9 protein-coding genes are annotated in these 12,771 nt (G+C 73.8%); 4 read left to right on the forward strand and 5 right to left on the reverse strand.

Features of this window, described 5'->3' with window-relative positions:
- Positions 1 to 36 precede the first annotated feature (36 nt).
- Positions 37 to 1,929, reverse strand: a complete 1,893-nt coding sequence (htpG, locus tag KBX06_RS13885) for a molecular chaperone HtpG (RefSeq protein ID WP_247685890.1) — start codon at positions 1,927 to 1,929, stop codon at positions 37 to 39.
- Positions 1,930 to 2,155: 226 nt separating this feature from the next.
- Between htpG and KBX06_RS13890 the strand changes: the two genes are divergently transcribed.
- From KBX06_RS13890 to KBX06_RS13905, 4 genes are all read left to right on the forward strand, one after another.
- Positions 2,156 to 2,533: a hypothetical protein gene (locus KBX06_RS13890; protein ID WP_210834937.1), complete on the forward strand. Its 378-nt coding sequence runs from the start codon at positions 2,156 to 2,158 to the stop codon at positions 2,531 to 2,533.
- Positions 2,520 to 3,551, forward strand: a complete 1,032-nt coding sequence (locus KBX06_RS28705) for a tetratricopeptide repeat protein (protein WP_210834938.1) — start codon at positions 2,520 to 2,522, stop codon at positions 3,549 to 3,551. Before KBX06_RS13890 ends, KBX06_RS28705 begins: the two co-directional genes overlap by 14 nt.
- Before the next feature lie 192 nt (positions 3,552 to 3,743).
- Positions 3,744 to 6,749, forward strand: a complete 3,006-nt coding sequence (locus KBX06_RS13900) for an ATP-binding protein (RefSeq protein ID WP_307854622.1) — start codon at positions 3,744 to 3,746, stop codon at positions 6,747 to 6,749.
- A gap of 506 nt (positions 6,750 to 7,255) precedes the next feature.
- Positions 7,256 to 7,906, forward strand: a complete 651-nt coding sequence (locus tag KBX06_RS13905; protein WP_210834939.1) for a C39 family peptidase — start codon at positions 7,256 to 7,258, stop codon at positions 7,904 to 7,906.
- Between the two features lie 162 nt (positions 7,907 to 8,068).
- On the opposite strand, the gene KBX06_RS13910 is transcribed toward KBX06_RS13905, so the two are convergent.
- The 4 genes from KBX06_RS13910 to KBX06_RS13925 form a co-directional block, all read right to left on the reverse strand.
- Positions 8,069 to 8,782 carry a hypothetical protein gene (locus tag KBX06_RS13910; RefSeq protein WP_210834940.1) on the reverse strand — a complete coding sequence of 238 codons (714 nt, stop codon included), beginning with the start codon at positions 8,780 to 8,782 and terminating at the stop codon, positions 8,069 to 8,071.
- Positions 8,783 to 8,917: 135 nt separating this feature from the next.
- A complete protein-coding gene (locus tag KBX06_RS13915) occupies positions 8,918 to 10,171 on the reverse strand; it encodes a snapalysin family zinc-dependent metalloprotease (protein ID WP_374225634.1) in 1,254 nt (417 codons plus the stop codon).
- Positions 10,172 to 10,295: 124 nt separating this feature from the next.
- Positions 10,296 to 11,390, reverse strand: coding sequence for an SRPBCC domain-containing protein (locus KBX06_RS28465; protein WP_210834942.1), 1,095 nt, complete (start codon positions 11,388 to 11,390; stop codon positions 10,296 to 10,298).
- 128 nt (positions 11,391 to 11,518) lie between these two features.
- A complete protein-coding gene (locus KBX06_RS13925) occupies positions 11,519 to 12,718 on the reverse strand; it encodes an RtcB family protein (RefSeq protein ID WP_210834943.1) in 1,200 nt (399 codons plus the stop codon).
- Between the last annotated feature and the right edge of the window lie 53 nt (positions 12,719 to 12,771).

A 12,771-nucleotide genomic window follows, 5' to 3' on the forward strand; every position in this document is an offset into this window, starting at 1 on the left:
GGCCGGCGACGCTGCGCCGGCCGGCCCGGGGCGGTGCTAGAGGGTACGGGCGAGGCGGTCGGCGAGGATGCGGGTGAACCGGGACGGATCGGTCAGCTCCCCGCCCTCGGCGAGCAGCGCCAGACCGTAGAGCAGTTCGGCGGTCTCCTTGAGCGACTCCTCGGTGCCGCCCTGCTCGTGCGCCTTGCGCAGGCCGGTCACCAGCGGGTGCCCGGGGTTGAGCTCCAGGATCCGCTTGACCGCCGGCACCTCGTGCCCCATCGCCCGGTACATCTTCTCCAGGGTCGGGGTGATGTCGTGGGCGTCGCCGACGACGCAGGCGGGCGAGGTGGTCAGCCGGGAGGAGAGGCGCACCTCCTTCACGGAGTCGGCGAGCGTGGCGCCCATCCAGGTGAGCAGGTCGGCGAAGTCCTGGCGCTGCTGCTCGCGCTCGGCCTCGGCCTCCTTCTTCTCCTCCTCGGTGTCCAGGTCCACCTGGCCCTTGGCGATGGAGCGCAGCGTCCTGCCGTCGTACTGGCCGACCCGCTCGATCCACACCTCGTCGACCGGGTCGGTGAGCAGTAGCACCTCGTAGCCCTTGGCGCGGAACGCCTCCATGTGCGGCGAGTTCTCGATCATCGTGCGCGAGTCGCCGGTGGCGTAGTAGATGTCGCTCTGCCCGTCCTTCATCCGGCCCACGTAGCCGGCGAGGTCGGTGGGCTCGGCCGGGTCGTGGGTGGAGGCGACCGAGAGGATCTCCAGGAGGGTGTCCCGGTTCTCCGTGTCGTCGATCAGGCCCTCCTTGACCGCGGACCCGAACTCGGTCCAGAAGGTGCGGTAGCGCTCGGCGTGGTTGGCCTTCATGTCCTTGACGGTGGCCAGGATCTTCTTGACCAGTCGGCGGCGGACGACCTGGATCTGCCGGTCCTGCTGGAGGATCTCCCGGGAGATGTTCAGCGACAGGTCGTGCGCGTCCACGACGCCCTTGACGAAGCGCAGGTAGTTCGGCATGAGCGCTTCGCAGTCGTCCATGATGAAGACGCGCTTGACGTAGAGCTGCACGCCGCGGCGGCCCTGCGGGGCGAACAGGTCCAGCGGCGCGTGCGACGGGATGAACAGCAGGGCCTCGTACTCGAAGGTGCCCTCCCCCCTCATGTGCACGATGTCCAGCGGGTCGGCCCAGTCGTGGCTGACGTGCTTGTAGAACTCCTTGTACTCGGCCTCGTCGACCTCGTCACGCGAGCGGGCCCAGAGCGCCTTCATCGAGTTGAGCGTCTGGGTCTCGGTGCTGGTCTGGTCGCCCTCGCCGGGGCGCTCGACGGTCATCCGGATCGGCCAGGCGATGAAGTCCGAGTATCGCTTGACGATCTCCCGGATCGTCCACTCGGCGGTGTAGTCGTGCAGGTTGTCCTCGTCGTCGGCCGGCTTGAGGTGCAGGGTCACCGAGGTGCCCTGCGGCACCTGCCCGACCGGCTCGACGGAGTACGTGCCCTCGCCGGCCGACTCCCAGCGGGTGCCGCCGTCCTCCCCCGCCCGGCGGGTCACCAGCTCCACCCGGTCGGCGACCATGAACGCCGCGTAGAAGCCCACGCCGAACTGGCCGATCAGCTCCTGCCGTGCCCCGGCGTCGGCGGACTCGCGCAGCTTGCCCAGCAGCTCGGCCGTCCCGGACTTGGCGATCGTGCCGATCACCTGGACGACCTCGTCGCGGGACATGCCGATGCCGTTGTCCCGGACGGTCAGCGTGCGCGCATCCTTGTCGACCTCGATCTCGATGTGCAGGTCGGAGGTGTCGACCTCCAGATCCTTGTCGACCATCGACGCCAGGCGCAGCTTGTCCAGCGCGTCCGAGGCGTTCGAGATCAGTTCACGCAGGAAGACGTCCTTGTTCGAGTAGATCGAGTGGACCATCAGCTGGAGCAGCTGACGCGCCTCGGCCTGGAACTCCATCGTCTCGGCCCGGTTGCTCACACCGTGTCCTTTCATTCTCGAAAGCCCACCGAAGGTTCGCGGAAAGGATACGAGCCGTCGCCGACGGCGAGAGGGCGGGACCACACGGCGTCGGGCGCGTCGCGTTGCCCCCGCGTCCTACGGTCGAAGGCGGCGTCGACGTGGCCGCCGGGACGGGCCGAGGGCTGGTGCGACCGCCGGGGCGGGCGGTCAGTACGGTGGGGATGTGTCTCTATGGATGGCCGCGATGTGGGGACTGGTCGGCAGCGCGGTGGCCGAGGCGCTGAACCTCTCCGGGATGATGCGCCCGACCAGTGGGTCGGCCGGACGGTGGCAGTGGCCGTGGCGGGACCGGCGGGACGCCCCGATCGTCGTGTTCGCGGTGCTGCTCAGGACCGTGGCCGGCACCGGCCTCGCCGCGGCGGCCGGGGCGGGTGGCCTGGCCACCACGGCGTTCGCCAGTTTCACCTTCGGCGTCGCCGCGCCGCTGGTGATCGCCAAGATGTTCGACCAGGTGCGGGTGGCGGACCACCCGGCCGACCCGGGTCGGGACGGCACGAGCGGCACGAGCGGCACGAGCGGCGAGCACGATGACGCCGCGTGAGAGCCTGCTGGCCCGGTTCGTCTCCGCGCTCGCCGCCCGTCCGGCCACCACCGCCACGACCGTTCCCGTACCGGCCCGGACGAGGCTCGCCGCCGCGCTGGCCGCACGTCCGGTGGCCGCCCGCGCCGTCGGACCCCTCCCTGAGCCCGACCCGGGGGACGACGGTGACGGGAAGCTGACCCATCGGGTCAGGGCCGTGCTCGCCGGTCTCCTGGGCGTCACCACCGACCAGTTGCGGGTCGACGCCGACGGCGACGTCGGCATCCGCGCCGGCTCGGCCATGATCTTCGTACGGGCACAGGACGACCCGCCGCTGGTCGACGTCTTCTCGCCGCTGCTCACCGGCGTGGACCCGACCGAGTCGCTGTACCGGCGCCTCTCCGACCTCACCAACGGGCTCGTGGTCGGTCGCGTCTACTGCACCGGGGACACCGTCTGGGCGTCCGTACCCGTCTTCGGGCAGGATTTCGCGCCCACCCACCTGCTGCTGGCCCTACGGGCCATGATCGCGCTGGCGGACGACCTCGACGACCAGCTCCGGCGCGAGTTCGGCGGCAGCCGCTTCTTCGGTCCGGAATCCACCGGTCTGGTGGCGGTGCCCGACCCGACCGGCTACCTGCGCGACCTGGATCGGGCCGGCGCGAACGGGGCGGGCAGCGTCCTGGTCGACCTGCTGGCGGACCGGGGACGCACGGAGGAACTACGCCTGCGCGCCGAGCACGGCGACTGGCACGCCGCCGCCCGGCTCGCCGCGCTGCGTGCCGAGCAGGGCCGCGCCGACGAGGCCGAACGGTACTGGCGGATCGCCGCCGAGCAGGGTGAACCGCGCGCCCGCGACGAACTGGCCGCCCTGCTGGCCGCCCGGGGCCGGCACGAGGAGGCGATCGACCTGCTGCGGCAGGCGGTGGACGCCGGCGGGTGGCGGCACCTTCCGCTGCTGCTGACGCTGCTCACCGAACACGGTCTGGTCGACGAGGCGGTCGGGTTGTTGCGCCGCCGGGCGGCCGGCCGCGACTGACCGGCGGCGCCCGCGCCGATGATCTCCCCGGTTTCGCGACGGGTAGGTGTGGGATCGCGGGCGCCTGGGTACAGAGACCCGCTGGGGTGCCGACAGGGGTGCCACCGAAGCCGGGTGCCAGGATGTGTGGGGTAACGCCAGCAAGGGTCGTCGGGGCCCGGGAGTGAGGGCTGCGATGAGGTGCGACCGAGGGTGACGCGACCCACGGGGGACCTGTTCGCCGACGGCGGTGAGACCGGGCGGCTGATGGCGCGCCTGGACTGGGCCGCCACCCCGCTCGGCCCGGTCGACGGCTGGCCGCAGAGCCTGCGCGCCGCCGTCCGGATGGTCCTCTCCTCCCGCTACCCGATGCTGCTGCTGTGGGGTGAGCACTTCACCCAGCTCTACAACGACGCGTACTCCGCGCTGATCGGCGACAAGCATCCCGAGGCGCTCGGCGGCGACGTGCGGGTCACCCTGGCCGAGGGCTGGGACGTGCTGGCCCCGCTGATCGACGAGGCGAAGACGACCGGGGTCGCCAGCTGGGTACCGGCCCTGCAACTGCTGCTCGACCGGGCGGGCTACCGCGAGGAGGCGTACTTCAGCGTCTCGCACGCCCCCGCCCGCGACGACGAGGGACGCACGGTGGGGGTGCTCACCGTGTGCAGCGAGGTCACCGAACAGGTCGTCGGCGAGCGCCGGCTGCGCCTGCTGCGCGACCTGTCCGTGGGTGGCGACGGGCGGACCGTCGACGTCGGGAGCACCTGCGCCCGGCTCGCCGAGGCCGTCGGCGGGCACCCGTTGGACGTTCCGTTCGCCGCGATCTACCTGCGCGACGACGCGCTGCTGCGCCGGGCCGCGTGCGTCGGCGGAGAGGCGGTGACCGCCGCCCTGCCCGCCACGCTGGTCGCGGGCCAGGAGCACGAGTGGGGGCTGGCGGCCGCCGCCGCCGGCACGACGACCGAGGTGGCCGACGTCGACCGGCGGCTCACCCTGCCCGCCGGGCCGTGGGGCGACCCGGTCGGCACCGCCCTCGCCCTGCCGCTGCCCTCGGCCGACGCGGGCCAGCCGCTCGGGGTCCTGCTGGTCGGGGTCAGCCCGAGCCGGGGGCTGGACGAGGCGTACCGGTCGTTCCACGCGCTGCTCGCCCAGCAGGTGGCCGTCGCCGTGCGCAACGCGCAGGCGTACGAGGAGGAGCGCCGGCGGGCCGAGGCGCTCGCCGAGCTGGACCGGGTCAAGACCGGCTTCTTCACCAACGTCAGCCACGAGTTCCGGACCCCGCTGACGCTGATGCTCGGCCCGCTGGCCGACGCCCTCAACGACAACGAGCATCCCCTGCCGGCCGGGCAGCGGGAACGGGTCGACACCGCCTGGCGCAACGCCACCCGGCTGCTCACCCTGGTCAACAGTCTGCTCACCTTCTCCAGCCTGGAGGCCGGGCAGGCCCGCAGCCAGGCCCGCGAGGTCGACCTGGGCGGGCTGACCACCGAGTTGTCCAGCGTCTTCCGGGCCGCTGTCGAGCGCGCCGGGCTGCGCCTGGAGGTCGACTGCCCGCCGCTGCCCCGCCCGGTCCGCGTCGACCCGGTCAACTGGGAACGCATCGTCACCAACCTGCTGTCCAACGCCCTGAAGTACACCTTCGTCGGCCGGATCCGGGTCGCGCTCACCGCCGACGACGAGGAGGTCCGGCTCACCGTCGCCGACACGGGAATCGGCATCGCCGAGGAGGAACTGCCGCGGCTCTTCGAACGCTTCCACCGGGTGCGCAACGCCCGCTCGCGCAGTCACGAGGGCACCGGCATCGGGCTCGCCCTGGTCCGCGAGCTGGCCCGCCTGGAGGGCGGCGACGTGCGGGTGGAGAGCCGGATCGGCACGGGCACGACGTTCACCGTGGCGCTGCCCTGGTCCGCAGCGGGGCCAACCGCCGGGCCGGCCGCGGACCTGGGCGGGGTCGGGAACGCGGCCCGGGCCGCCGCCCAGGAGTCGATCGGCTGGCTGGCCGACCCGACGCGGGCGGGTGCGTCCGCGCCCGTCGGGTCGCCGGTGCCGGCGTACGGCGCGGCGGACGCGCTGCGGCACGCGCGGATCCTGGTCGCCGACGACAACGCCGACATGCGCGTGTACCTGGCCCGGTTGCTGGGCGAGCAGGGCTGGCGGGTGGAGACCGTCGGTGACGGGCGGCAGGCGCTGGAGGCGATCCGCCGGGAACAGCCCGACCTGGTGCTCACCGACGTGATGATGCCCGAGGTCGACGGCTTCGAACTGGTCCGCCGGCTGCGCCAGCACGCCGACACCCGGGGGCTGCCGGTGGTGGTGCTCTCCGCGCGCGCCGGCGGGGACGCCAGCGTGGAGGGGCTCGACCTGGGCGCCGACGACTACGTGGTGAAGCCCTTCGCGGCGGGCGAACTCGTCGCCCGGATCAGGGCGACCCTGCACGGCGCCCGCGTCCGGGGACGGCGCCCGGTCGGCGGCGCGGCCGGCCCGGACGACCCGGCCGACGCCACGCGCGGCGGCGGGACCTCGACCGGCCCGGCGGACGCCGCCTCCCGCGCGGACAGCGGCCCCGGGGACGGCTCGCCGTCCGCGAGACGGGGCCGGAACGGCTCGCTCGACACGGGGACGTTGCCGGTGCCCGGGGACGGAGGCGGTGTACCGGCCGCCGTGCTGCGGGCGTCGGCCGACCCGTCCCGGGCGACCGTGCTGCCCCGGCCGGCCGCGCCGGACGCCACCACCGCCGGGGACGGGCCGCGCACCCCCGACGGCGAGGACGGGCCGCGCACCCCCGACGGCGAGGACGGGCCGCGCACCCCCGACGGCGAGGACGGCGCGCACCCGACGGTGCTGGACGTCGGGTGGACGTACCCGTCGAAGCCCACCTCCGCCTCGAGCATGCGGCAGGACGTGCGCGCCTCGTTGGAGGCCATGGACGTCGACCCGGACATCGTGCAGGATCTGCTGCTGGCCGCCTCCGAGGCGGTCAACAACGCCGTGGAGCACGCGCAGCGCCCCGGCCGGCCGGAGGTGCGGGTGCGACTGCGGGTTGCCGGCGGCACGGTCCGGATCTCGGTGCGGGACTTCGGCACCTGGCGGGACCGCCGCCCCGCCATGGACCGGGGACGCGGTGCCACGCTGATGAACGCGTACGCCGACGTGCGGATGGTGTCGACCGCCGAGGGCACCACCGTCACCATCGAACGCCACCTCACGCCCACTGCCTGAACCGGCCCCGACGACACGCCCCGATGCAGGTGGGCGGCTACGGCCCCGCGCGACACCGTCGCGGCATGGCACCCGCGGTGTCCTGTCCGAAGGTGTCCGCCCACTACCCGGGGCGGTGCGGCCCGCTCGGGGCGATCGTCCGGTGCCGGGTGCCCGTTATGGGCTGGCCCGGTGCCGGCGTCCGGTTCGTGGGCGGGGTGGGTGGCGGTCGCCACCGGCCCGGCGGGCACAGGTCGGGGGCCCGGGTCGTTGTACCCATCGTGAGCGCGTGAAACTCGGCCGGCCGGCGGCCGGAATGCCGGCCCGCCCCGCGTCGTTACACCCCCCGACACGGATGGGCTGGAGCGGTGGCCGCCGGAATGCGTGGCCCGCCCGGCCGGTTACACCCCCCGGGACGCGCCCCATGAAATCAGGGCGTACCCCAGTTCGCGTGACCTTTCCCTTGCCCGTGGCGCACCTACCCCCTTCGTGGTGCGCCGCGTCTCCCGATCGAAAGGTGCCCCCACATGCGTACCGATCTGATCCGTAGGACCGCCCTGACCGCCGCCGGGCTCGCCTTCACCGGCGGCGCCATCGCCGGCCCCGTCACGGCCGCCGTCGCCTCCCCCACCCAGAGCCCGGCCGTCACGGTCGCTCAGGACCGCAAGGGCGGCGAGCGTGAGCTCGGCGTGCGCTACGAAGCCCAGCCCAACTTCTACTACTGCGGCCCCGCCGCCGCCCGCAACGCCCTCAGCGTCCAGGGCAAGAACATCGACGTCGACGCCATGGCCAAGCTCATGGGCACCACCGAAGCCGGCACCAACTCCATCAACGACATCACCCCCGTGCTCAACAAGGAAACCGGCCGCGACGCCTACCAGTCCGTCGAGATCCGCGACCCCGCCGCCGACGACACCCAGACCGACAAGCTGCGCGCCGACATCGTCACCGCCATCGACGAAGGCCACGCCGTGGTCGCCAACATCGCCGGCACCGCCACCGACACCGACGGCGGCGTCCACTCCTTCGAGGGCGGCCACTACGTCAGCGTCGTCGGCTACCGCGACGACGGTCATACCGTGAAGATCGCCGACTCCGCCGACCCGGCCCAGGCCTCCTACTGGATGACCACCGAGGCCCTGGCCGACTGGATCGCCACCCGCGGCTACGCCGCCTGACCCCCCCGCACGGATCAACGGCAGGGGCCGGCCCGCAAAGGGCCGGCCCCTGCCGTGCGTCGCGTCGCCGGGTTCGGCGACCGGCCCGGCGAAGACAGGCCGCGTAGCGGGCCGCGAGGTCGGCAGGGCGCGACGCCGATGACCCGGGATCGGTGGTCACCGTCAGGGCCGGCGGTCGCGCTCCTGGCTCATCCGCTCGTCGAGCCGGCCCAGTTCATAGATGGCGTTAAGGTTCGTCGGCAGGTGGGTCACGTTGTCGACCAGGGGTTCCTCGTCCGGGTCGGGCGTCGGAGACGACGGAGGCGACGGGGTCGACGGAGGCAACGAGGTCGACGGAGGCGACAGGGTCGACGGAGGCAACGGGGTCGACGGGCCGGTCGAGCCGGCAGCCGTGACGGCGGACCGACGCCGCCGCACGACGAGCAGCACCGGCACCGCCACGGCCACTGCCGCCAGGCCGTAGGCCAGCCACCGCTCCGTTCCCCCGTCGCCGTCCAGCGGTGGGGCGGCCCCGACCGGTGAAGGAGCGTCCGGGCCGGACGTCCGTCCACCGGGGGCCGGCACCGCCGCCTTCCGCTCGCCCGGATCCGCGCCGGTCCGGGCCGGGCCGGGCGCCGGAACGGACGCGGTCGTCGACCCGGTCGCGGCCGGCGCAACTGGCGCGGCCGGCGCCGCTGACGGGTCGGACGGGGCCGCCGAGCCGGACGGGACCGGCTTCGGCGAGGCACTCGGCGTCGCTCGGCCCTCCCTCGGAAGCAGGTCGTCGACGACCCGCCCGACGCCGCCGAGCAGGTCGCCGACCGGCCCGCCCGAGGCCGACGGCGTGGGCGCGGGGGCGAGCGCCAGAGTAAGGGCGAGCGCGGCCACGACAGGCATGGTTCACCTCGGAAGGGATCGATGTGCAGGCACCGTACCGCACTCCGGGTGCTCGCCGCGTGACGCCCCGACGGTACGCCCGCCCGACGAAGGACGGGGGACGCCGCACGCGGCGTCCCCCGTCCCCCGGACGGGTCAGGCCGGCAGGCCGCCGACCTGGGTGTTGATCCAGGTACGGATGGACGGCAGGTCCACGTAGATGGACGGGCCGGTGGCGCAGGTGGAGTTGTTGTTGCCAGCCCGGCTGGTGGCGCCGATCAGGGCCCACGCCCCGTTGATCCGGCGCACCTGCGGGCCGCCCGAGTCGCCGTAGCAGGCGCCCGCGTTGCCGTTGGTGTTGTTGGTGCAGATCTCGTACGGGCCGTTGATGCCGAGGCACCGGCTGTCCGACACGATGGAGGTGTCCAGCTCGTGCGCGATCGTCGGGGCGCTGCCGCAACCCCGGGGGGCGCAGGTCTGACCCCAGCCGATGATCCGGGTCGCGGTGCCGACCGCGCCGGAGGTGCTGGGGATCGGCGCGGGGGCGTAGCCGACCGAGCTGGCGAGCTGCAGCAGCTTCACGTCGACGCTGGGGTGGTTGACCGCGCGGATCACCCGGACCACGGTGCCGCCGCTGGTGCGGTTGACGCTGCCGACCCGCACCGAGGAGGGCGTGCCGCAGTGCTTGGCGGTGACCGCCCAGTTGGCCTTGATCAGCGTGCCGGTGCAGCCGGAGACGTACACCATCCACGGGTAGTTCTCACTCGCCGGCCGGCCGTTGACCACCTGCGGCGAGATGTCGTCGGTGTCGTTCCACGTGAACGTGCCGGTGGGCACCTCCGACGCGGCGAAACCGCCGGCGAAGAGCTGGTTCACCCGCGACGCCTCGGCGGCGCTCGGGTACGCGTTGCGGCAGGAGACCGGGGCGCTGCTGCCGGACATCAGGTCGGAGCAGAGCCCGGTACGCCGGTCGGGCAGGCCGAGGATGTGGCCGATCTCGTGGGTGGCGATGCGCGTGCGGTCGTAGCCCTGGTTGACGGCGGTCCAGCCCATCCAGACCCGGCCGGAGCCGAGCCCGCTGACCTGGGCGCGCGGCCAGCCGCTGTCGACGTAGATGGTGACGTTGCCCGGCGTACGGGCGACCAGCCGGACGTTGCTGACCTGGCTGTTCCAGATGGCCGCGGCCTGGTCGAAGTTGGTGCGGAACTCGCCGGCGCGGCTCGCGTCGTAGTAGACGGTCCGGGCGGCGGACACGCCCGGGTCGGCGGCGGACGCGCTCGTGTCGGTGGCAACCTGCATTCCGGTTGCGGCCAGCACCGCCGCCAGCGCGGCGGTCGCCGCGTGCAGCAGTTGTCGTCGGAACATACACGCACTCCCTGAGTTGTCCGGCGGCGTGCCACCGCCGGTCATCGATGTACGTGAATGCTAGAGCGAGGGTCGCCGATATGCGGCATAACGGAATCGTCATACCGGCACCTCGTCGGCCGACGGAGCGCCACCACCGCGGCGAGCGCCACGCCCAGGCGGGCCGACGTCAGAGGCCCGCGCAGGGGGCGTCGCCCAGCGCGCAGTCCTCGGGTGCCCGGGTGAGCGGGTCGACGTCGCGGACGGCGAAGGTGAACGTCCGGGAGCGACCGGCCGGCACGGACGGTCCGGTGAAGGTGACGACCTGCCCCTGCTGCCGCCAGTCGGCTCCGCTGACGTCGGTGAGCGTGCCGCCCTCGGCCAGGGTCACCACCACCTTCCAGCCGTTCACCGTCGCGCCGCCGGGATTGTCGACGACCACCTCGCCGCTGTAGCCGAGCAGCCGCGTGGACACGGTCTCGTAGCGGGCGGTCAGGGCGGGCGCCGACGGCGGGACCGAACTGGGTGTACGCGACGGGGTGGCCGAGGGTGTCGCCGACGGCGTACGGCTCGGGCGGGACGGGGTCGGCGTGGCGCTGCGCGTGGGCCGGGCGGAGGGGGTCGGCGGCGGCGTACGACTCGGGGTGGCCGTGACGGTCGGCGACGGTGCCGGGCCCGGCGCGGCGACCGGCTCCGGCGCGGCGGGCAGGACCGCCCACCCCGCCGCCCCGGCGACCAGCACGACGCCGGCCACCCCCGCGACCAGCAGGGGCCAGCGGCGACGGCGGACCGGTTCCGGCTCGTCGTCGATCCCCTCGGCCCGCGGCATCTCGGCGGTCGTCCCGACCTCGCCCCGGCGCAGGTCGACCTGCCGGAAGGCCAGCCAGTCGAGGATGGCCGGCAGCCGACCCGTCAGTGCCTGCCGGTAGGACTCCTCGCGGCCCGCGCGTTGCTCGTCGGGCCAGGCGCCGTGCTCCAGCACCTCGCGCAGCGACAGCCGACAGCCCTCGGCGGTGGGGGCGAGGGCACAGGTCAGCCGGCTGCGCCGGCCGCCCTCGAGGCACCGCAACGCGATCAGCTCCGGCTCCCGCCGGTCGGTCACCTCCGCGTCGACGGCGGCGTCGAACCCGGGCAGGCCGGCCGTGAACAGCAGCAGCCGGTCGCGCGAGCCGGCCATCGGCTCGACCTCGGTGGACCACCGGGCGAGCAGGGCCCGATCCGTCAATGCGTGCCACACCCGGTCGGCCGGGTGGAACAGGTCGACCTGCACGTCGATCTCGGTCACGGCGAGACTCTACGGGTATCGATCGCACGCCGGCCCGGACGGGGGGATCCCCACCGGACGCTGCCGGCACCGCGTGGGCCGCCGGGACGCGCGACCGGCGCCCACCCCTGCCGGGCGCCGGTCGGCGTTCATCCCTTCACACAGACCACCTGCCTGAGGTGCGCGACCACCTCGACCAGGTCCTCCTGCTGTGCCATGACCTGGGTGATGTCCTTGTACGCGCCGGGGATCTCGTCGACCACCCCGGCGTCCTTGCGGCACTCCACGCCGGCGGTCTGCGCGGCCAGGTCGGCGGTGCTGAACGTCCGCTTCGCCTGCGCCCGCGACATCCGCCGCCCCGCCCCGTGCGACGCGGAGCAGTACGCGTCCGGGTTCCCCTTGCCCCGCACCACGTACGAGCCGGTGCCCATCGACCCCGGGATGATGCCCAGGTCCCCCCGACCGGCCCGGATCGCCCCCTTGCGGGTGACCAGCACGTCGACGCCGTCGTAGCTCTCCTCCGCCACGTAGTTGTGGTGGCAGCTGATCGGCTCGTCGTAGCTGACCTGCGGGAACTGCTCCCGCACCACCTGGCAGAGCAGGGCGAGCATGACGGCCCGGTTGCGCCGCGCGTACTCCTGCGCCCACCACAGGTCCCGGCGGTAGGCGTCCATCTCCGGCGTGCCGGCGAGGAACACCGCGAGGTCCCGGTCGGGCAGGTCGGTGTTGTGCGGCAGCCGCCGGGCGACGGCGATGTGCCGCTCCGCCAGCTCCTTGCCGATGTTGCGGGAGCCGGAGTGCAGCATCAGCCACACCCGTCCCGCGTCGGCGCCGCCCTGCTCCAGGCAGACCTCGATGAAGTGGTTGCCGCCGCCGAGCGTGCCCAGCTGCCGTTGGGCCCGCGTCTCCAACTGCGCCACCCGCCGGTCGAGGTCGCCGAACCGGCGCCAGAAGTCGCCCCAGCCGGCCTGCTCCAGCCCACGGATCCGGCGCGGGTCGACCGGCTTCTCCCGCTGGTGGAAGCCGACCGGAATCGTCGCCTCGATCGCCGAGCGCAGTCCGGCCAGGTCGTCGGGGAGGTCGGTGGCGTTCAGCGAGGTGCGTACCGCCGACATGCCGCAGCCGATGTCGACGCCGACGGCAGCCGGCGAGACGGCCTGCCGCATCGCGATGACCGAGCCGACCGTGGCACCCTTGCCGAAGTGCACGTCGGGCATGACCGCGACGCCCTGCACCCACGGCAGCGCGCCGATGTTGCGCAGCTGCTGGGCGGCCTGCGGCTCGATGCCGTACGGGTCGGTCCAGACCCGGACCGGCGCGCGGGTACCCGCGAGCGGGGTGTAACTCATCGTCGTCTCCTCGTGTCGTCGGCTGGTCGCGACCGTCCCGGCCGGGCGTCGCG

The organism is Micromonospora sp. C31 (assembly GCF_018070575.1).
GTDB lineage: Bacteria > Actinomycetota > Actinomycetes > Mycobacteriales > Micromonosporaceae > Micromonospora.